This window comes from Roseburia sp. AF22-2LB (genome assembly GCF_003461125.1).
In the GTDB taxonomy this organism is placed as follows: Bacteria; Bacillota; Clostridia; order Lachnospirales; family Lachnospiraceae; genus Roseburia_C; species Roseburia_C amylophila.
In genome coordinates, this window is record NZ_QTWM01000001.1 from 337,430 (window position 1) to 358,921 (window position 21,492).

A 21,492-nucleotide genomic window follows, 5' to 3' on the forward strand; every position below is an offset into this window, starting at 1 on the left:
TTCCACCGCTGGTTTGACTTCGGAGAAAATGGGTGTTACAATCGTTCGGTATGAAATGCTTTATGCAGGCGATGGGGAAAGCTTATAAGATACAATAAATATCATTGGTATTTAGAGATTGACTGGCTTTGACCTAAAATGCCTACAGTTCTTACACATATGTTTTTCTTGATTGTAAACTGTCTTTTGCCTGCTTTGACTGGAATACTGTACTGTCCGCTGGATACGGATGCCACATAAGTCCTGCAAGGGGCACTAGGAATTTCGATTTACAGCCTGCTTTGTCTGGCAACCGGCACAAATTCACATCCATGTTCATCTGTGCCTCGCTGGTACATCCCTGTACCAGCGTTGCCTGTTGCCAGACGAAATTCCAAGTGCCCCTAACAGTCCTTGAAATGCATCCGCATTTCAGCGAACGGTGCAGTATTACTGTCAAACATGAAAAAGACGGTTTTCATAGCAGAAAGAAAAACATATGTAATAGAACTGTGGTATTTTATGGTCAGGTCAGACAAGCTATGAATACCAAGGATATTTCTTTTAACTTATTGTCTTTCCCCCTCGCCTGAGAAAGAAAGGAGACCATGATGGAACACACAGTAGAAACTACGAAGAATCCGCTGGCGGAAGAAAAAATCGGGAAACTGATTGCCCGCTTTGCAATACCGGCAATCATCAGCATGCTGGTAAGTTCCCTTTATAATATAGTAGATCAGATATTTATCGGACAGGGCGTTGGCATGCTTGGAAATGCTGCAACAAATATTGCATTTCCGGTATCAATTATCTGCACGGCAACGGCATTGTTACTTGGAATCGGAAGTGCATCCAATTATAATCTGGAGACCGGAAAAGGAAATGTAGAAGAAGCAAATAAGATTGCAGGAACAGGACTGGGTCTTCTGTTTATCTGTGGAGTGATAATTGCAGCAATCGTATTGCTGTTTTTAAATCCGCTGCTGTATTTATTTGGTGTAACACCGGATGTGCTGCCATATGCACAGGATTATACATTTATTACAGCCTTTGGAATCCCGTTTCTGGTATCCACAACCGGTGGAACGCATCTGATTCGTGCGGACAGAAGCCCGACCTATTCCATGACCTGCATGCTTGTGGGCGCAATTATCAACACGATTTTAGACCCGTTATTTATTTTTACATTTAACTGGGGAATCAAAGGAGCCGCATGGGCGACTGTAATCGGACAGTTTGTATCAGGTCTGCTTGTTATTATATATTTTGTAAAATTCCGAAAAATGGAACTTCGGTTTTCCATGCTTCGTCCAAGGGTAAAATATATGAAAGTGATTGCAGCATTGGGAATGGCTTCCTGCATCAACCAGATAGCCATGGCAATCGTGCAGATTACCATGAATAATACGCTGCGTCATTACGGAGAAATGTCTGTATATGGAACAGATATCCCCCTTGCCTGCGTTGGAATTATCTCAAAAGTAAATATGGTATTTATGGCAATCTGTATTGGAATTTCCCAGGGCTGTCAGCCAATCTGGGGCTTTAATTATGGAGCGGGAAGTTTCGAGAGAGTAAGAAAAACATTCTGGCGTGCCTTTGAGATATCTATGCTGGTGGGTGTTGCATTTTTTATTGTATTTCAAATATTCCCACATCAGCTGGTGGCGGTATTTGGTGATGGAAGTGCAGAATATTTCCAGTTTGCAGAGCGGTATTTCAGAATTTTTATGTTTATGACATTTATCAATGGAATCCAGCCAATGTCTTCTGGTTTCTTTACATCCATTGGAAAAGCCAGACTTGGTATTGTAGTATCGCTGACCAGGCAGGTGCTGTTTTTGCTGCCGCTGATTCTTATTTTCCCTTTGTTTATGGGAATCGACGGAGTAATGTATGCAGGACCAATCGCAGATGCAGCTGCAGCTGTCGTTGCCATTTTCTATGCATTGCGTGAATTAAATATCATGAAAAACTTAGAAAAGAAAGCAATATAAAAAATATCAATATAAAGAAACGTCAAAAAGAATCCCATGGAAAACAGAAATATTCTCCATGGGATTTTTGCTATTGCCGGACATCTGTAAGAATTTGCCGGTGGCAGGTTCTACAGGTTATGAAATAGCGGTATGAAACGGCAAAAGGCAGGTCTTGGGATTAGAAGCTGTGACCGCCGCCACCGCCGCCACCGCCACTGCTGCTGCCACCGCCGCCACCGCTGCTGCCACCGCTACTGCCACCGCTGCCGCTGCTGGAAGGCGGACTGTAGACACGGGATTGCCGGATAAAACGGACATTTGGATTGACAATATTGCACTGTGTAAATACCTTTCCTAAAAGATCTGTTTTCGATGGTCTCTTCGCACGGGAGAAGGAACGTACCAGAAAATAATTTAACAACAAAGCAATGATAACTGCTAAAAAGGCATTACTGATATATTTCATCGGCTGCGCAATTTTTCGCCCTTCGAGCAATGTATTAATCTGACCAAAAGCGGTAAATGCACAGGTGTAATAATCACCATCAGAGGCATATTTGTATACATTATCGGTGATAGTGTTGGCATAACTTTTCGTAATGGTTTCATAAATGGTTCCGTTGCTGTGAATCCAGATGTTCCGATTGTCCATATCAATGAGAAATACGGTTGCACTGGTGGAACCGAAGGTGTCGCGGTAATAGCTTCGGATATAATCCTCAGTAGAATAGTAAGGATTGTAATCGATGGATTTAAAAGCAACACTTCCGTAAGTGGTAATCGGAGCCATCTCTTTTCCAAGGGTGGTTTCTTCCTCGTCTGTTAAAAGGTTGGCATCGTCCTCAACGATAACCTGATAACCGGTGCTTTTATTGGTATAGGTCTTGGTTTCGGCTTTGCAGGTAATACTTCCGTTAAGTAAGAGGAAGAAACATGCAAGCAGGCAGCCAAGAATTATTTTTGCAGAAAAAGAGCTGTATTTCTTCTTATATGTATCAGGCACGGTCATCACCTCCCTGTCGGTTAAACTGCGGCAGTTTCCGCATGGTAAGCATATTGTATTCCTTTAAAATGCTAAGAAGCGTAAAAATAATACCGGCAAAAGATACAATTGCACCACCATAGTAATAAAGGTCGGAAACCGGATGCAGGAAAGTAATCATTCCAGCAGCAGCAATGGAAATTAAAGCTCCTAGGAATCCCGGAATTTTTCCACGGGTGGTTGTTTCGCTGAACTGGGAAAATCCAAACAGCGAAGTCAGAACCCCACCGCCGATAACAATAAGCATGACAATTTTAGAAAATGAAAAACCGCCGGAACTAAAGATTCCCATTAGAACCTGAATTGCAAATACACCTAAAAACAGATAAGGAATTATGTTTTCGAATTTAGATTTCATGCTTTTATGGGGCTTTAAGTTTACTTTTACTTTGGCTTCTTTCTTGACATTTCCCTGTTTGGACTGATATCCCCTGTCATGCTCATAGGTTTCCTGACTATGGATTTCGCTCAGCTCCACAAAATAAATAATGGAGGCAAAAAGTGCCAGTGCCGCAGAAAGTATCAGGGTTGAAGCAGGCCGTATGGTAAAGAAAAGATTTAAAAGCAGAAAAACCGGGATAGCCAGTAGAAAGGAACCGAGTAAAAATTTACGTCTATCTACCGGGATATCAGCAGCAACCTTTCCGGTCTGTCCATTGACCGTAGCGTAGGCAACGCGGTCTTTGTTACGGTAGGATAAGAACCATACCGGAAGCATGGCGCTGGCAGCTTCCTTGCATTCCGTATTTAATGCATAACTCATATAATGGTTTGTTTCCGGATAAATAAAATTAAATTCCTGGAAGGCAGGTATTTTTTTGACTTTGGAATAAGTCTGTTCATTGGCAATGGCTTTTGCGTCCTCCAGATAAATATCGCTGTCCACATCGGCAGTATCAGCATAGAAACCACACAGAATGGACGGAGTAAAACTTTTCATGCCGCGCACATCAAAGGGAGCAATATTCTCGCTGATAACATCCGAAAAAGAAGAAGACGCATCATAAGAGAGCCCTTTATAATAGGCATCCGTCTGGCAGAGCAGATTATAGTGGTCGGTTACAATATAGTTACCTTCCCGGTGGCTTTTTTCAGCCGGCAGCTGTACTGTACCTTCGTGGGTAATGTTATATACCCAGTAAGGCATATAAATCCCACGGAAATTGTCTACATTGCGTGGGTCTTTCAGTTCCTTAGGGGCAAAAATGGCATGGCGCATCATTTTGCCATAAGCCTTCTTGCAGTCCTCCTTGGTAATCTGGAAAGGAACAATGTAGTCCGGACGTTTTTCCCTGGCAATCCGGCTGTCAAGAATCGTAGAAGCACCACAGAAACTACAGAATCCGGTTGCAGCATTCTCGGTACTTAAGATTTCACCGCCGCATTGCGGACAGGTGAAAATGTTGACATCATAAGTAGATGTCTCCACAGCATCGTGATCCTTCTGATAGCTGTAAGGATTCAGCTGTGTGTGACAGTAGTCACAGAAAAGTGATTGTGTTGGAATATCAAACCTCAGATTTCCGCCACAATTGGGACATTCATACATAACATTCTCCTCTTTTGATTTAATATACTAATATGGTAATAGAAATATAACAGAAAGTAAATACATTTTACTTTATATTTTCAGAAAATTGAGTTATAATATATATATCTAGAAGTAATACGAGAGAGTTGTCATACGACCGTAGAGGAGGGGTGCTTATGAGACAGGAATTTACTTATAACCAGATTGCACACCTGAATGCAGCGTTACATGAACAACGCCTGCCATACCGTATTAGCTTTCATGATGCGGAGACAGCCGTTGTAGAACCGTTAGGATTTTGTGCATGTGATGGTAAAGAGGGTATGCTCAAAGCGGCAATTGAAGCATTTTTTGAAAAAGAGGGAATGACCGTAACATTCTCTGACCATTGCGAAATTATTTCACCGGGATGCCGGACCGTTTCTGTGGCAGCCTGCCAGTAGAAACAGGTAAGACCGGAAAGATGGGCAGATTAGAATGATAAAGCTGGAATTCAAAAATCATTGAGCTGGGAACAGATTTTTGAAAATACTTTCTCTTTTAAGTCCTCATCAGAACAGAACATCTGAATCGCTATATCCACTGCTTTCGGAGAGAGAGCAGTGGATTTTTTGAGCCATGAAATATCAGCGGCAGACTCTGTTCCTGTAAGAAAATGATTTACAATTTCATTTAACCGGTGACAGAATTCCATCAGGGAATGATAATCATGAATCATATCTAAAAGGTTATGCCCGTAAAGTTCCTGTTCGAAGGAACAGGTAGAAATCACCTGCATGCAAAGGTGCAGTTCGCCGGTAATATCAGAAGCTTCCATCAGAATGTCCGGACGTTTCACATAGTTTTCCATGAAAATGGACTGGGCTTTCTGGTAGTCACCATCTGCGAAACATTTTGCCAGAGATTCCCGGAGCACTCTTGTTTCATGTTTTTCGCCGGACATCCCCACCATACATTCATAAGTGGAGAGATTCTGCTTCACAATGTAAACTGTTAACAGAAATTCCGACAGGAATCCAAACAACCGCTTGCAGTAATTGTCATAGCTGCTGATATCGACCCGGCGTTCCACTTCAAAGAGAATGTCAAACAGCCATTCACAGTAGGCATCAAAGCGTTCCTTTGAAGCAATGAAAATATTTCCAAAATAAGTATGCACATCATGAACCATATGGTGAAAAACAGGCAAATAGTCAGGGTATTTTTCAGAAATGACCTGCTCAGTAATCAGCAGATCCTTCTGGTGATGGTTCTGACTGAAACCATTAAAATAGGAAGTATTTAAAGTCAGAAGCTTTGGTGTAATCATGTCATGATTCTGAAGCAGCCGCATCAGCTCTTTTTCCGTGAAAATAAGCCCCTGCCTATTTATGAGATAACGGCGGTAATGACAGATGCCGATATAATCGCAGGCATGGTAATTTTTCCAGAGCCAGTAAATGCCGGTCAGCTCGCAGAAACTTTTGTTTTTCCGGGAAATATTGTCTCCGGTATCATCCGCAAGATAGCCCAATTCCGGAGAAATTGCATGTCCGACCTGCAGAGGAACATACATGGAATCGGTGGGAGCTTCAAATTGTTTGTGGGTCATAACGAATATTTTAATGGACATAATACACCTCGCGAAAACATGCTTTTCCCTTACTGTATACGCAATCGCATTCCTTGACAAGAGCAAATCAGGGAACCAATCAATATTTTTGACATAAACTAATACGAAAGTAAGAAAGAATGGAAAGAGGTCAGCGTGAACTGCAGCAATTCAATTGAACATACCGTGGAAGCGGGGGATACATTATACAAACTTTCCCGGCAGTATAAGACGACGGTATCCTCTATTATTTTAAGCAATCCAAGGATAAATCCTTACAATTTACAGATTGGAATGAAGATAGAAATATGCCCGGGCAGAGAATACACAAGACCGGAAATGCTGGGAAATACCGAAAATTCCGGGATTTCCAATAACAACGGAAAAGGAAATTTAAAAGAACTGATGCGGATGGCATGGCTGAATCATACTTACCTGCTCCGGATGCTTTTGGTCAGCATGGTGGCGGATTTGCCAGATCAGCAGGAGCTGGTTACTGCATTAATTGATAATGCAGAGGAAATAGCAGACCTTTTCGGCAGATATTATCCGGAAAATACGGTGCACAGCCTCAGAGATTTACTGGTGCGCCATGTAGAACTTACCGGTGGACTGATTACCCAGAAAAAAGAAGGGAGAACGAAGGATACGGCGGAGCAGGTACGCCGGTTAAACGAAAATGCAGACCGCATCGCAGAACTTTTAGCATCTGCAACACCGGAATATGAAGAAAGTGCATTAAAAGAAATGTTCCGTATGCATGTAGAACTGATTGGACAGGAAATCAGTGAGCGGCTTGCCAGTAATTATGAAAAAGATTTACAGACATTCTGGAATATCCAGCGGCAGATTATTGCCATGGCGGATTATCTTGCCAGCGGACTGGAAACAGAGGCAAAGGAATCCGGGCTTCGTTAAAGAAAAGGCATTAAAAAGTATTATTTCTTATGGTTTCACAGCAGAAGCGGCTGTGTTATAATAGAAAAACAGGACAAAAATAACCGAGGCTGTCCGAATGCAACTGCGGACAGCCACAACATAAAAGTACAGAACAAAAACAATAGTAAATAGAAGGAGACAGCAAAAATGACACCAGAATTTTTAAACAGCACATTAGAGCATTTATATGAGAGAACCAAAGAAGGAAAGCAGCACTGGAATGTTGAGATGAAGACCAGCGAATATAAAGAGGAATCCGAAAAGCCGGTTGTAGAAGCCGACGGAAAGCAGTGGGTAGTAGATGAGTGTTATACAGCCTATTCCTGCGAAGAGCATGGAAATGAATTTGTGATGATTACCTATGAAAATATTGAGACCTGCGGAGAAGAAGTGCGGAGCACCAACATGGTATTCCTGCCGGATCCGAATGTCCGCTATTTTGATTTGGACCGGCTGGCCCAGTATGCAATTCTTCCAAGCCAGAAATTGATGGAGACCATTCATCAGTTATTTACTCTTCTGCTTTCTCTTCAGAAGGAAGAAAGTGCCCAGGTAGAGTGGAAAGTCAGCGAATAGGAAATGGCATTATCGGCAGACTGCAAATATACTCGTTTCCTAATATTTGTTTTAACAATTGGAATAAAACTGAAAATTCAGATAATTTATACAATACATGTAATATAATAAAGTAAATACGAAAAATAATTAAGAAAATTCTAAAAATAGTGTTGACAAATGAACTATAGTTAGATATAATCAAATCATCAAAAGAAACAAATGAATGGAAACAAAGTAAGGAGGAGATTCCACCAGAAAGAGAAGGAACAAACTCATAATAATGTACGAGGAGGTCGATACCACCAGGATATTAAATCAGAATCGGACAAGCGTTTAGATGAAGGAAAACGCAATAGTAAGAAAGGAAGGTATGGTCCAATGCAGAGTTGAGAGATATTATGAAACCTGACATAATAAATAATAAAATCAGATTCAGTTCATGGATTCAGAATCGGAAGGAAAACCTGAGGTAAATACAAAAGAAAAGTGGATGGAGAATCAGAACGGCAACGTAAAGATATGGTTCCAGTCCAACAGGACTCAGAAGCGAACGGATTCAGGAGGAAGGGTTCAGGGATTGAAGACGAAATATACGAAATGAGGTAAAAGTCCAATGGACGAAATAGTATGAAAGGGCATCATCTTAAGAGAATTTAGATGATGCCCTTTTTCACTTTACAGGGAATTGCTTTCCTGTAAAGTGAAAAACGCTCCACGAGGATGCGCACTGCAGCGTATAAGGTAGATGTCGCAAGCGACCGCCGCAGGCGCGGGAATGTGCCAAGGCACATTCTTTGTTCTGTTATGCTTCTTTTTTCTGCGCTTCAAGGGCTGCTAAGCATGCCTGGGCAAGCTGGTCACCACAGGAAGTGGATTTGAATCCACAGGTGATGCCCTTTAATTTTTCTTCTACTTCTTCTACCGTTAATCCCTCTACCAAAGAAGAGATAGCCTTTAAATTGCCGTTACATCCATTGGTAAAGGTAACATGTTTTAAAACATTTCCCTCTAAATCCAAATCAATCTGGGTGGAACAGGTTCCTTTGGTTTTGTATGTGTAATGCATAAGAAACTCCTTTCTATACCTGGACTTGTTGCCAGGCGATTGCAAAATGAAAAATAGTGTATGACATATTTTTTATGAGGTGAAAGGCTCCTCTTCTTTTCGGATATGAAATATTGTAACACTAAGCACTTTATTTTTCTTTCTGTTATATCGACTGTCTTTCCAATGTTTGACAAGAAATTCCGGAACTGTCCGCCGGAGTGCGGATACCTTGGCAAAGCTGCTAGGGGCACTTGGAATTTCACCGGCAACCGGCAACACTGGCACAGGGATGTGCCAGTGAGGTGTATCTGAACATGGATGTGAATATACACCGGTTGCCGGACATAATCATGATTTCATCGAAATTCTTAGTGCCCCTTGCGGTTTTGACGTTGCATCCGCAACCGGCGGACAGTTCTGGAATCCTATGTCAAAGCAACCGGAAAGACAGTCTTCAATCAAGAAAAATAAAGTGCTAAGAGTTACGAGATATTTCATATCCATTAAAAAGAAGTGAAGTCTTTCACCTATAAAAATATCTTATTCTGTTTTTCCATTTTGCAATCGCCTGTTCAATCTTTGCCTATTATAGCATCTGTTTGTAAAAAGTCCACTGATTTAACAAAAAGTTTATAAAACGTTCATGGGATTAGATATTGTGAAGAAAGGCAGATAGTGGTACAATATTTCATAGTTGCGTAAGCAAAATTATGGATAGGAGCATTATATGAAAGCAATAGAAAAAATCTTTGGAACACATAGCGAAAGAGAATTAAAAAGAATTTATCCGCTTATAGATAAGATAGAGTCTTATCGGCCTGCCATGCAGGAACTGACTGATGAGCAGTTAAAGGATAAGACAAAAGAATTCAAAAAGAGACTTGCTGATGGTGAGACATTGGACGATCTGCTTCCGGAAGCATATGCAACCGTTCGTGAGGCAGCAAAGAGAGTGCTTGGAATGGAACATTACCGCGTTCAGCTGATTGGTGGTATTATTCTGCATCAGGGACGTATCGCTGAGATGAAGACTGGTGAAGGAAAAACACTGGTATCTACCCTGCCGGCATACTTAAATGCATTGGAAGGAAAGGGCGTACATGTTGTAACTGTCAACGAATATCTGGCAAAACGTGATGCTGAGTGGATGGGACAGGTTCATGAATTCTTAGGACTGACTGTTGGCGTTGTGTTTAACGGCATGGACACTAAGGAACGTCAGGATGCATATAACTGCGACATTACTTATATTACCAATAATGAATTGGGATTCGATTACCTGCGCGATAACATGGTAATTTACAAGGAACAGTTAGTACAGCGTGGGCTTCATTTTGCGATTATCGATGAGGTCGATTCTGTGTTGATTGACGAGGCAAGAACACCACTTATCATTTCAGGACAGAGTGGAAAATCCACCAGCATTTATGAGGCATGCGATATTCTGGCAAGACAGATGAAACGTGGTGAAGATCAGAAGGAATACACCAAGATGGATGCTATCATGGGAGTGGAAATCGAAGAAGATGGAGACTTCGTGGTAAATGAGAAGGATAAAGTAGTCAATCTGACATTAGAAGGTGTAAAGAAGGTAGAACAGTTTTTCCACATTGATAACCTTGCAGATCCGGATAATCTTGAGATTCAGCATAATATCATTTTAGCACTGCGTGCACACAATCTGATGTTCCGTGATCAGGATTATGTGGTAAAAGATGATCAGGTATTAATCGTAGATGAATTTACCGGACGTATTATGCCGGGCCGGCGTTATTCTGATGGATTACATCAGGCAATTGAAGCAAAAGAGCATGTAAAAGTAAAACGTGAGAGCAAGACCCTTGCCAATATTACGTTCCAGAACTTCTTCAATAAGTATGATAAGAAAGCAGGTATGACCGGTACCGCTTTGACAGAGGAAAAAGAGTTCCGTGACATCTATGGAATGGACGTTATCGAGATTCCTACCAACAGACCGGTTATCCGTGTGGATAAAGAGGATGCTGTTTATAAGACCAAGAAAGAAAAATTCCATGCTGTTGTGGATGAAGTAGAAGAAGCATACAAGAAGGGGCAGCCAGTTCTGGTTGGTACCATCAATATCGATACTTCTGAGCTGGTAAGCTCCATGTTGAATAAGCGTGGTATACCACACAAAGTTTTGAATGCAAAATTCCATGAGTTAGAGGCTGAAATTGTAGCACAGGCCGGTGTACATGGTGCGGTTACCATCGCAACCAACATGGCTGGTCGTGGTACTGATATTAAGCTGGATGATGAAGCAAAGGAAGCCGGCGGTCTGAAAATCATCGGTACTGAGCGTCATGAATCCAGACGTATTGATAACCAGCTGCGAGGACGTTCCGGTCGTCAGGGAGACCCGGGAGAATCCCAGTTCTTCATTTCACTGGAAGATGATTTGATGCGTCTGTTTGGTTCTGAGAAACTGCTTAGCATGTTTAATACTTTGGGTGTGCCGGAAGGCGAGCAGATTCAGCATAAGATGCTGACCAGTGCAATTGAAAAGGCACAGAAGAAGATTGAGGGAAATAACTTTGGAATCCGTAAGAATCTGTTGGAATATGATCAGGTTATGAATGACCAGAGAGAGATTATTTATGCAGAACGTCTCCGCGTATTGAATGGCGAGAGCATGCGTGATGTTATCTATAAGATGATTACCGACAGAGTGGAAAATACAGTAGATACCTGTATTTCGCCGGATTTACCACCGGAAGAATGGGACATTAATGAACTGAACCAGTTATTGATTCCAATTATTCCACTTCGGCAGGTGACACCGGAGCAGGCAAAAGAATACAAGGATCAGAAGAAGTTAAAACATGCTTTAAAAGAACAGGCTGTAAAACTCTACGAGGAGAAGGAAGCAGAGTTCCCGGAGCCGGAAGCTGTCCGTGAATTAGAGCGCGTTATTTTACTGAAAGTTATTGACCGTAAGTGGATGGATCATATTGATGATATGGATCAGCTGCGTCAGGGAATCGGTTTACAGGCTTATGGGCAGAGAGACCCGCTGGTAGAGTATAAGATGAGCGGTTATGATATGTTCGAAGAGATGATTAACAGTATTCAGGAAGATACCGTCCGTCTGTTATTCCATGTCAGAGTAGAGCAGAAGGTAGAAAGAGAGCAGGTTGCAAAAGTAACCGGAACCAATAAGGATGAAACAGCACAGGGCGTGCCGAAGAAACGTGCGGCAGCAAAGGTTTACCCGAATGACCCGTGCCCATGCGGAAGTGGCAAGAAATACAAACAGTGCTGCGGAAGAAAAGCTTAAGAATAAAAATACTAAAAATTAAATCAACTTATAATAATTAAATTACGTTATAACAGTAAATATGACAAAAGGAGGAAAATAGATGCATTGCACAAGAAAAGTAACAGAAGATATAATCTGGATTGGTGGAAGTGACAGGAGACTTGCTTTATTTGAAAACATATTCCCGATTCCAAGAGGCGTATCCTATAATTCCTATCTTTTAAAAGATGAAAAAACAGTATTATTAGATACCGTAGACCGTTCCATTGCAGGACAGTTTTTAGAAAATCTGGCATTTGCACTGGATGGAAGAAAACTGGATTACATGATTGTGAATCATATGGAACCGGATCACTGTGCATTAATTGAAGAAATTGTAAGAAGATATCCGGAAGTAAAGGTTGTGGGAAATGCCAAGACCTTTGGCATGATACAGCAGTTTTATACCTTTGATATTACAGACCGTTCCGTTACCGTGAAAGAAGGAGAGACATTAAATACCGGAAAACATACCCTTCACTTTGTAATGGCACCGATGGTACACTGGCCGGAAGTAATGGTAACATATGATGAAACGGACAAAGTATTATTTTCAGCAGATGCATTCGGAACTTTTGGCGCATTGAACGGAAATATTTTTAATGATGAAATTGATTTTGACCGTGACTGGCTGGATGACGCAAGACGTTATTATACCAATATTGTTGGAAAATACGGCGGACCGGTTCAGACAACCTTGAAGAAAGCGGCAGGACTGGATATTTCTATTATCTGTCCGCTGCATGGACCAATCTGGCGTTCCAATCTTGGTTACATTCTGGATAAATACAATACCTGGAGCAGCTATGAGCCGGAAGAGAAAGCAGTTATGATTGCTTATGCGTCCATGTATGGAAATACAGAAAACCTTGCAAATGTACTCGCAGCAAAGCTGGCAGAAGCAGATATCCATAATATTGCAGTATATGATGTATCCAATACACATGTTTCCACTTTGATTTCAGAAGCATTCCGCTGCAGCCATATTGTACTGGCAGCGCCAACCTATAATGGAAATGTATATCCGGTTATGGAGAATTTCTTAAATGACATGAAAGCACTTGCCGTACAGAAACGTACCGTTGTAATTCTGGATAATGGTACCTGGGCAGCAACAGCTGGAAAACAGATGGCAGATAAGATTGCGGAAATGAAAGACATGAAGATTATTGAACCAAAGGTAAGTATTAAATCTTCATTAAAGAACGAACAACTGGAACAGCTGGATGAGCTGGTGGCAGAGATTAAGAAAGATTTCTAAAGCACTGGCATTCATCAGAAGAGCAAATGAAATAGAAATAAAAAAGGTCAGAGTAAAACGAGTACAGAACAAACATTCGATTTTGTTCTGTACTTTTTTGTTGAGGGATGCTATAATGAGCGGAGAAACGTGGTAATACTAAAGGAAGAGTAAATGAACAGAGGAGAAATTGAGTGGATCATTTTAAATTAGTTTCCAAATATCAACCCACTGGAGACCAGCCGCAGGCAATTGAGAAGCTGGTGAAGGGATTTAAAGAGGGCAATCAGTTTGAAACACTACTGGGTGTAACTGGATCCGGTAAGACATTTACCATGGCAAATGTCATTGCCCGGATGAATAAACCGACATTGATTATTTCGCATAATAAGACGCTGGCGGCGCAGCTCTATGGAGAATTCAAGGAATTTTTCCCCGAAAATGCAGTAGAGTACTTTGTCTCCTATTACGATTACTACCAGCCGGAGGCATATGTGCCATCCACGGATACTTATATCGCAAAGGATTCTTCTGTGAATGATGAGATTGATAAACTGCGTCTGTCTGCTACAGCAGCATTGACGGAACGGCGGGATGTTATTGTCGTTTCCAGTGTATCCTGTATCTATGGACTGGGTGAACCGGAGAACTTCCAGAAGATGATGGTATCTCTGCGGCCGGGCATGGAACGGGATCGTGATGATGTTATCCGGCAGTTGATTGATATACAATATACAAGAAATGATATGGATTTCCAGCGAGGCACCTTCCGGGTACGGGGAGACGTTTTGGAAATCTTTCCGGCAGACCGTGGAGAGACTGCTATCCGGGTAGAATTCTTTGGCGATGAAATAGACCGGATTACAGAAATCGATGTATTGACCGGCGAGATTAAGAATAGTCTGAATCATATCAGTATTTTTCCGGCATCACATTATGTAGTGCCAAGAGAGAAAATCCTGCGTGCATGCGATACCATTGAAGCAGAGCTGGAAGAGCGTGTGAAATACTTTAAGGGGGAAGATAAGCTCTTAGAGGCACAGCGGATTGCCGAGCGGACGAATTTTGATATTGAAATGTTAAAAGAGACAGGCTTCTGTAGTGGAATTGAAAACTATTCCAGACATTTATCCGGACAGCCGGCAGGTTCGAGACCGTTAACACTGATTGATTATTTCCCGGATGACTTCCTGATTATGGTAGATGAGTCCCATATTACAATTCCGCAGATTCGTGGAATGTATGCGGGAGACCAGTCCAGAAAGACAACGCTTGTGGATTATGGCTTCCGTCTGCCTTCGGCAAAAGACAACCGTCCAATGAATTTTGAAGAGTTTGAAAGCCAGATAGACCAGATGCTGTTTGTATCTGCAACGCCAAATGATTATGAAGAAGAACATGAACTTTTGCGGGTAGAGCAGATCATCAGACCGACAGGACTTTTAGACCCTGACGTGGAAGTGCGTCCGGTAGAAGGCCAGATTGACGATTTGATTGGAGAGGTCAATAAAGAGACTGCGGCAGGACATAAGGTGCTGGTAACGACACTGACCAAGAAAATGGCAGAGGATTTGACAGAATATATGCGTGAAGTGGGTATTCGTGTGAAATACCTGCATTCGGATATTGATACTTTGGAAAGGGCAGAGATTATCCGGGATTTACGGCTGGATGTATTTGATGTGCTGGTGGGAATTAACCTTTTGCGGGAAGGACTTGATATACCGGAAATTACATTAGTGGCAATTATTGATGCGGACAAGGAAGGTTTCTTGCGTTCCGAGACTTCACTGATTCAGACTATCGGACGAGCGGCAAGAAACAGTGAAGGTCATGTTATCATGTATGCAGATAAGATTACAGACTCCATGCGGGTTGCGATTGATGAGACAAAGCGCCGCCGTGAGATTCAGCAGAAATACAATGAAGAGCATGGTATTACGCCGACTACCATTCAGAAATCTGTCCGTGAGTTAATCAGTATTTCCAAGAAGGTAGCCAAGAATGAAATGGAATTCAAGAAAGATCCGGAATCCATGGATAAGAAGGAATTGGAGAAGCTGATTGCAGATATTCAGAAGAAGATGAACCATGCTGCTGCAGAGTTGAACTTTGAGGCTGCGGCAGAATATCGTGATAAGTTAATTGAGTTAAAGAAGATGCTTCGCGATTTGTAAGGTAGAGAAAGAGGAAGAAAAAGTGGCAAAGAAAGAGAGAAAATATATCAGGATTCGTGGCGCAAGCGAACATAATTTGAAGCATATTGATGTGGATATACCAAGAGATGAATTTGTGGTACTGACGGGACTCAGCGGCTCCGGTAAATCCTCACTGGCATTTGATACGATTTATGCAGAGGGACAGCGGCGTTATATGGAGAGCCTGTCATCTTATGCAAGGCAGTTCTTGGGACAGATGGAGAAACCGAATGTAGAGAAAATAGAAGGTTTGTCTCCGGCAATTTCCATTGACCAGAAATCCACAAACCGTAACCCGAGATCTACTGTAGGAACGGTAACGGAGATTTATGATTATTTCCGTCTGCTCTATGCGCGGATTGGAATTCCGCACTGTCCGAACTGCGGCAAGGAGATTAAGAAACAGACCGTAGACCAGATGGTAGACCAGATTATGAAGCTGCCGGAGCGTACCAGGATACAGCTTTTAGCACCGGTAGTCCGTGGAAGAAAGGGTGAACACCAGAAGCTCTTTGAACAGGCAAAGCGAAGCGGCTATGTGAGAGTACAGGTGGACGGAAATACCTATGAACTGACGGAAGAGATAAAGCTGGATAAGAACAAGAAACATAATATCGAAATCGTAGTGGATCGTCTGGTGGTAAAGGAAGGTATTGAAAAGCGTCTGACGGATTCTATTGAAAATGTGTTAGAACTTTCAAACGGACTTCTGATGGTGGATATCATTGATGGAGAGACCATGCAGTTTTCCCAGAGCTTTTCCTGCCCGGATTGTGGAATCAGTATTGATGAAATCGAACCGAGAAGCTTTTCCTTTAACAATCCATTCGGAGCCTGCCCGGAATGCTTTGGCCTGGGCTATAAGATGGAATTTGATGAAGAACTGATGATACCGGATAAAAGACTGAGTCTTGCAGAGGGCGCAATTCAGGTAATGGGCTGGCAGTCTTCTACCGATAAGAAGAGCTTTACTTATGCAATCCTTAAGGCACTTTCTGAGGAATATGGCTTCAGTCTTGATACACCATATAAGGAATTGCCGGCAGAAGTCCGGAATATGCTGATTCATGGAACCAATGGAAGGCCTGTAAAGGTATATTATAAAGGTCAGCGTGGAGAAGGTGTATATGACATTGCCTTTGAAGGACTGATTAAAAATGTGGAACGCCGCTATCGTGAGACCGGCTCTGATACCATGAAACAGCAGTATGAGGAGTTTATGCGGATTACACCATGTAAATGCTGTGGCGGACAGAGGTTGAAGAAGGAGTCACTGGCAGTAACGGTTTCCGGTAAAAATATATATGAAATAACAGCGATGTCCATCCGTAATCTGGATGCCTATTTAAAAGAAATGGAACTGACGGAACAGCAGCATCTGATTGGTGACCAGGTTTTAAAAGAAATCAGAGCGCGGGTAGGCTTTCTGATGGATGTGGGACTGGATTATCTGTCCCTTTCCCGCGCGACCGGAAGCTTATCGGGTGGTGAAGCACAGCGAATCAGACTGGCAACCCAGATTGGCTCCGGACTTGTAGGTGTGGCTTATATTCTGGACGAGCCGAGTATTGGTCTGCACCAGAGGGATAATGATAAACTTTTGAATTCCTTAAAGGGATTAAAAGACCTTGGAAATACACTGATTGTAGTAGAACATGATGAAGATACCATGCGTGCGGCAGATTATATTGTGGATATCGGACCGGGAGCCGGTGAACATGGTGGAGAAGTCATTGCTACCGGAACAGCAGAAGAGATTATGAAAAACAAGAACTCAATTACCGGTGCTTATTTAAGTGGAAGAATCAAGATTCCGGTACCGGAAGAAAGACGGAAACCAACCGGCTTTATTACCGTAAAGGGTGCAAGAGAGAATAACCTGAAGAATATTGACGTGAAGATTCCGCTGGGTATTATGACCTGTATTACCGGAGTGTCCGGTTCCGGAAAGAGTTCCCTGACCAATGAAATCCTCTATAAACGTCTGGCAAGGGATTTAAACCGGGCAAGATGTATTCCTGGTGCCCATGATGATATTGAAGGTCTGGAACAGCTGGATAAGGTAATTGATATTGACCAGTCTCCAATCGGAAGAACGCCCCGTTCCAATCCGGCTACTTATACCGGTGTGTTTGATATGATAAGAGATTTATTTGCTTCCACTCCGGATGCCAAGGCAAGAGGCTATCAGAAGGGGCGTTTCAGCTTCAATGTAAAGGGCGGACGATGTGAAGCCTGCTCTGGCGATGGTATTCTTAAGATAGAAATGCATTTCCTGCCGGATGTATATGTTCCGTGTGAAGTGTGTCAGGGCAAACGATATAACCGTGAAACGCTGGAAGTAAAATATAAGGGCAAGAGTATCTATGATGTGCTGAATATGACAGTGGAAGAGGCACTGGAATTCTTTCAGAATGTGCCTTCTATTGCAAGAAAGATACAGACCCTTTATGATGTGGGCTTATCCTATATCCGTCTGGGCCAGCCATCTACTGAACTGTCTGGTGGAGAAGCACAGAGAATTAAGCTTGCAACAGAATTAAGCAAACGCAGTACAGGAAAGACTATTTATATTCTGGATGAGCCGACAACAGGACTTCATTTTGCAGATGTCCATAAATTAATTGAAATTCTGAGGAGATTGTCTGATGGTGGCAATACCGTAGTTGTAATTGAACATAATCTGGATGTAATCAAGACGGCAGATTATATTATTGATATGGGACCGGAAGGCGGAGACGGTGGTGGAACTGTGGTTGCCCAGGGAACGCCGGAAGAGATTGCCAAAGTACCGGAATCCTATACCGGACAATATGTAAAGAAATATCTGGAACAGTAATACCGGATAAGCATAAGACAATGAAGAATGGCATCTGCTAGAAACTGCCAGTGGCGGGTTCGGCAGGTGCTATTTTCTATAGGCACATTCTTTGTTCCTGTTATGAGCACAAAAAAACTGCTGAAACATTCAGCAGTTACTATCTTGGGGAGTACCCTCCGGACATCCCGAAGGACATCCGAAGGGCTGAGTTATGAAAAATTATATTAGCTTAATAGCTAGTACATATATGATACTATAGAAGACGTGTGACTATTATGTGAACAAAAAGTTAAGACAATTAGAGAGCAAAAGAAAGTTAAGAAGATGTTGCGATTTCATTAAAAATAAGTAAAAACAGAAAAAAACATTTGAAAAATGCCATTTATTGTATATAATGTGATTATATATGTAAGAATATGATTGAATGCGTAGTCTGTCTTTTTTTGAGATAGATTACTCCACATATAATGAAACAGATGAAAGGGGAAACATTGACATGGTTTCAACAGATATTGGAATTGATTTAGGAACAGCCAGCATATTGGTTTATATTAAAGGAAAAGGCGTAGTTTTAAAAGAGCCGTCCGTAGTAGCGTTTGACAGAGATACAAACAAGATTAAAGCGATTGGTGAAGAAGCAAGACTGATGCTTGGTAGAACACCAGGCAACATTGTAGCAGTAAGACCACTCCGTCAGGGCGTTATTTCTGATTATACTGTAACAGAGAAGATGATTAAGTACTTTATTCAGAAAGCACTTGGAAAGAAAACATTCCGTAAGCCAAGAATCAGTGTCTGTGTACCAAGTGGTGTAACAGAAGTTGAGAAGAAGGCAGTAGAGGATGCGACTTATCAGGCAGGAGCAAGAGAAGTTGCAATTATTGAAGAACCAATTGCAGCAGCAATTGGAGCAGGTATCGATATTGCAAGACCTTGTGGAAATATGATTGTAGATATCGGAGGAGGAACCGCAGATATCGCAGTAATTTCACTGGGTGGTTCGGTAGTAAGTACATCAATTAAAATTGCCGGAGATGATTTTGATGAGGCAATTGTCCGTTATATGAGAAAGAAACATAATCTTCTGATTGGAGAAAGAACTGCAGAAGATATTAAGATTAAGATTGGAACCTGTTTCCCGCTGGCACAGCCGGAAACGATGGATGTCCGTGGACGTAATCTGGTAACAGGACTTCCTAAGACAGTAACGGTTTCTTCTGAAGAGACTGAGGAAGCATTAAGAGAACCGACTTTACAGATTGTAGAAGCAGTACACAGTGTTCTGGAAAAAACACCACCAGAGCTGGCAGCAGATGTTGCAGACAGAGGAATTGTGCTGACAGGTGGCGGTTCATTACTTAGAGGACTGGAAGAGCTGATTGAAGATAAGACAGGAATTAATACAATGACAGCAGAAGAACCAATGACCTGTGTAGCAATTGGTACAGGTAAATTCGTAGAATTCTTAGCTGGTAAGAGAGACGACGATTAAGATTTCGGGAGGACTGTAGATGGTAAAAGGATTATATACCGCATGGACCGGAATGTTAGACGAACAGAACCGTCTGGATATTCTGACAAATAATCTGGCAAATGCCGACACAACCGGATATAAGAAGGAAGGTACCACAAATCATACATTTGCTGATACACTGGCAATTAAGATTAAGGATACTTCTGATTATGGGCAGCCGCGGGTACTGGGAAATATCAGTATGGGTGTGCATATTGGCGAAGTATATACCGATTTCAGCCAGGGAAGCTTTAAAGTGACAGACAGAAGTACCGATATGGCATTGGATGGAAATGGTTTTTTTACGGTATCATTTACCAATAAGAATGGTGAAACATCTATGAAGCTTACCCGGGATGGAGCATTTACACTGACCAGAGAAGGCTATCTGGTGACCAAAGACGGTGATTATGTGCTGAACCAGAATGGAGCTTCCACTGGCAATCCTGGTGCAGAGAATTATATCCGGATTAATCCGAATCTGGATTTTGAAGTGCTTTCCGATGGAAGTATTATGCAGAATAATCAGGTGGTTGCAAGACTTGGTGTGGTAGATGTAGATAATTATGACTATATCAGCAAATATGGTGAGAATCTCTATGATGTAGTAAATGGCGGACAGCTTGTGACATCGAATGCGAGAGTAGAGCAGGGTGCATTGGAAGCTTCCAACATTAATGTAGTATCCGAAATGGTAGATATGATTACAATCACCAGAGCTTACGAGGCTGGACAGAAGATTATCCAGACGATGGATTCAACACTGGACAAAGCCGTAAATAATGTAGGTAAAGTATAAAAAGAACTAAAGAAAAGAGCAAAAGAAGCCGATATAAATAAGTAGGAAACAGGTACGTTTCATAAAAGGCTGGCCACGGATGGCGCAAGAGAGATAAGGAGCGCAGGGCTTATGATGAGAGCATTGTGGACTGCTGCATCAGGAATGATTGCACAGCAGACAAATATTGATTCGATTTCTAATAACTTATCGAATGTAAATACAACAGGTTACAAATCCGAACAGGCAGAATTTAAATCGCTGCTGTATCAGACACTGCAGTCTAAGACAACTTCTGCAAATGGTGATGAAAAGCCGGTTCCGGTTCAGGTAGGACTGGGAACCAGAGTAGCCTCTATTACATCTGATTTTACCAATGGAGCATTAATTGCCAATTCCAGCAATACAGCATTTGCGTTGGAAGGAAAAGGATTTTTCTCGGTACGTGGAGAAGATGGACAGACATACTATACCAGAAATGGTAAATTTGGCTGGGCAATCGGAACTAATGGAACGACACTTTGCAATGAAGCCGGACTTCCGGTATTAGATAGTAATGGAAATGAAATTGTTCTGCCGGATGGCGTGACTGCATCATCTATCGAAGTATCAAATGATGGAAAGTTCTATTATAAAGATGCGGCAGGCAATACCATAGATATGAACAGACAGATTGGCGTATATCAGTTTACCAATCCGGCTGGACTGGAAAAGGATTCTGGAAGCCTTTTGGTTGCAACAGCAGCATCCGGTAATCCGATGAATGAGCTGACTACTCCGGGACTGACCAGAAGCAAGGTATGCCAGAATTATCTGGAAGCATCCAATGTCCAGGTGGCAGACGAGATGGTTAATATGATTATTGCACAGCGTGCATATGAATTAAACTCTAAGGCGATTCAGGCAGCAGATGAGATGCTTGGACAGGCAAATTCATTAAGAAGATAGTTCTAAAG

Annotated in this window: 15 protein-coding genes; 11 read left to right on the top strand and 4 right to left on the bottom strand. The window is 42.0% G+C overall.

Going from position 1 to position 21,492, the window contains the following annotated elements; genetic code table 11:
- The first annotated feature begins 590 nt into the window (after positions 1-590).
- Positions 591-1,976 carry an MATE family efflux transporter gene (locus DWX96_RS01520; protein ID WP_330416122.1) on the top strand — a complete coding sequence of 462 codons (1,386 nt, stop codon included), beginning with the start codon at positions 591-593 and terminating at the stop codon, positions 1,974-1,976.
- Between the two features lie 160 nt (positions 1,977-2,136).
- On the opposite strand, the gene DWX96_RS14215 is transcribed toward DWX96_RS01520, so the two are convergent.
- Positions 2,137-2,961, bottom strand: coding sequence for a TPM domain-containing protein (locus DWX96_RS14215; RefSeq protein WP_158561564.1), 825 nt, complete (start codon positions 2,959-2,961; stop codon positions 2,137-2,139).
- Positions 2,954-4,549, bottom strand: a complete 1,596-nt coding sequence (locus DWX96_RS01530; protein WP_118056525.1) for a zinc ribbon domain-containing protein — start codon at positions 4,547-4,549, stop codon at positions 2,954-2,956. The genes DWX96_RS14215 and DWX96_RS01530 overlap by 8 nt, the downstream gene beginning before the upstream one ends.
- A 158-nt stretch (positions 4,550-4,707) precedes the next feature.
- On the opposite strand from DWX96_RS01530, the gene DWX96_RS01535 reads away from it, so the two are divergent.
- Positions 4,708-4,974 carry an RDAC family protein gene (locus DWX96_RS01535; RefSeq protein WP_117698453.1) on the top strand — a complete coding sequence of 89 codons (267 nt, stop codon included), beginning with the start codon at positions 4,708-4,710 and terminating at the stop codon, positions 4,972-4,974.
- A gap of 50 nt (positions 4,975-5,024) precedes the next feature.
- Here DWX96_RS01535 and DWX96_RS01540 read toward each other — a convergent pair whose 3' ends face one another.
- A complete protein-coding gene (locus DWX96_RS01540; RefSeq protein ID WP_118056524.1) occupies positions 5,025-6,143 on the bottom strand; it encodes a DUF4422 domain-containing protein in 1,119 nt (372 codons plus the stop codon).
- 135 nt (positions 6,144-6,278) lie between these two features.
- Here DWX96_RS01540 and DWX96_RS01545 point away from each other — a divergent pair, with 135 nt between their 5' ends.
- Together DWX96_RS01545 and DWX96_RS01550 are read left to right on the top strand one after the other, a co-directional pair.
- The gene (locus tag DWX96_RS01545; RefSeq protein ID WP_118056523.1) at positions 6,279-7,040 is read left to right on the top strand and encodes a LysM peptidoglycan-binding domain-containing protein; all 762 of its coding nucleotides are present in this window, start codon (positions 6,279-6,281) and stop codon (positions 7,038-7,040) included.
- Positions 7,041-7,208: 168 nt separating this feature from the next.
- On the top strand, positions 7,209-7,637 hold the full coding sequence (locus tag DWX96_RS01550) for a hypothetical protein (protein WP_118056522.1): 429 nt from the start codon (positions 7,209-7,211) through the stop codon (positions 7,635-7,637).
- Between the two features lie 784 nt (positions 7,638-8,421).
- On the opposite strand, the gene DWX96_RS01555 is transcribed toward DWX96_RS01550, so the two are convergent.
- Positions 8,422-8,685: a TIGR03905 family TSCPD domain-containing protein gene (locus DWX96_RS01555; RefSeq protein WP_022244527.1), complete on the bottom strand. Its 264-nt coding sequence runs from the start codon at positions 8,683-8,685 to the stop codon at positions 8,422-8,424.
- A 709-nt stretch (positions 8,686-9,394) separates the two neighbouring features.
- Between DWX96_RS01555 and secA the strand changes: the two genes are divergently transcribed.
- The 7 genes from secA (at position 9,395) to DWX96_RS01590 (ending at position 21,484) form a co-directional block, all read left to right on the top strand.
- On the top strand, positions 9,395-11,965 hold the full coding sequence (gene secA / locus DWX96_RS01560) for a preprotein translocase subunit SecA (protein ID WP_118056521.1): 2,571 nt from the start codon (positions 9,395-9,397) through the stop codon (positions 11,963-11,965).
- 82 nt (positions 11,966-12,047) lie between these two features.
- Complete coding sequence (locus DWX96_RS01565; protein ID WP_118056520.1) at positions 12,048-13,247, top strand: FprA family A-type flavoprotein; 1,200 nt, start codon at positions 12,048-12,050, stop codon at positions 13,245-13,247.
- 173 nt (positions 13,248-13,420) lie between these two features.
- Positions 13,421-15,403, top strand: a complete 1,983-nt coding sequence (gene uvrB / locus DWX96_RS01570; RefSeq protein ID WP_118056519.1) for an excinuclease ABC subunit UvrB — start codon at positions 13,421-13,423, stop codon at positions 15,401-15,403.
- A gap of 22 nt (positions 15,404-15,425) precedes the next feature.
- Positions 15,426-18,263: an excinuclease ABC subunit UvrA gene (gene uvrA, locus DWX96_RS01575; protein WP_118056518.1), complete on the top strand. Its 2,838-nt coding sequence runs from the start codon at positions 15,426-15,428 to the stop codon at positions 18,261-18,263.
- Between the two features lie 478 nt (positions 18,264-18,741).
- Positions 18,742-19,737 (top strand): rod shape-determining protein, encoded by a 996-nt coding sequence (locus tag DWX96_RS01580; protein ID WP_022244522.1) that lies wholly within the window; start codon positions 18,742-18,744, stop codon positions 19,735-19,737.
- Between the two features lie 19 nt (positions 19,738-19,756).
- Entirely contained in the window at positions 19,757-20,557 is an 801-nt protein-coding gene (locus DWX96_RS01585; protein ID WP_118056517.1) for a flagellar hook-basal body protein, read from the top strand.
- Positions 20,558-20,668: 111 nt separating this feature from the next.
- Complete coding sequence (locus DWX96_RS01590; protein WP_117698443.1) at positions 20,669-21,484, top strand: flagellar hook-basal body protein; 816 nt, start codon at positions 20,669-20,671, stop codon at positions 21,482-21,484.
- The last annotated feature ends 8 nt before the right edge of the window (positions 21,485-21,492 follow it).

What these genes read in the sequence shown, in the direction of transcription:
- DWX96_RS01520 (WP_330416122.1), top strand. Translation starts at nt 591, where the DNA reads ATGGAACACACAGTAGAAACTACGAAGAATCCGCTGGCGGAAGAAAAA.
- DWX96_RS01530 (WP_118056525.1), bottom strand. Translation starts at nt 4,549, where the DNA reads ATGTATGAATGTCCCAATTGTGGCGGAAATCTGAGGTTTGATATTCCA.
- DWX96_RS01535 (WP_117698453.1), top strand. Translation starts at nt 4,708, where the DNA reads ATGAGACAGGAATTTACTTATAACCAGATTGCACACCTGAATGCAGCG.
- DWX96_RS01540 (WP_118056524.1), bottom strand. Translation starts at nt 6,143, where the DNA reads ATGTCCATTAAAATATTCGTTATGACCCACAAACAATTTGAAGCTCCC.
- DWX96_RS01550 (WP_118056522.1), top strand. Translation starts at nt 7,209, where the DNA reads ATGACACCAGAATTTTTAAACAGCACATTAGAGCATTTATATGAGAGA.
- DWX96_RS01555 (WP_022244527.1), bottom strand. Translation starts at nt 8,685, where the DNA reads ATGCATTACACATACAAAACCAAAGGAACCTGTTCCACCCAGATTGAT.
- secA (WP_118056521.1), top strand. Translation starts at nt 9,395, where the DNA reads ATGAAAGCAATAGAAAAAATCTTTGGAACACATAGCGAAAGAGAATTA.
- DWX96_RS01565 (WP_118056520.1), top strand. Translation starts at nt 12,048, where the DNA reads ATGCATTGCACAAGAAAAGTAACAGAAGATATAATCTGGATTGGTGGA.
- DWX96_RS01580 (WP_022244522.1), top strand. Translation starts at nt 18,742, where the DNA reads ATGGTTTCAACAGATATTGGAATTGATTTAGGAACAGCCAGCATATTG.
- DWX96_RS01585 (WP_118056517.1), top strand. Translation starts at nt 19,757, where the DNA reads ATGGTAAAAGGATTATATACCGCATGGACCGGAATGTTAGACGAACAG.
- DWX96_RS01590 (WP_117698443.1), top strand. Translation starts at nt 20,669, where the DNA reads ATGATGAGAGCATTGTGGACTGCTGCATCAGGAATGATTGCACAGCAG.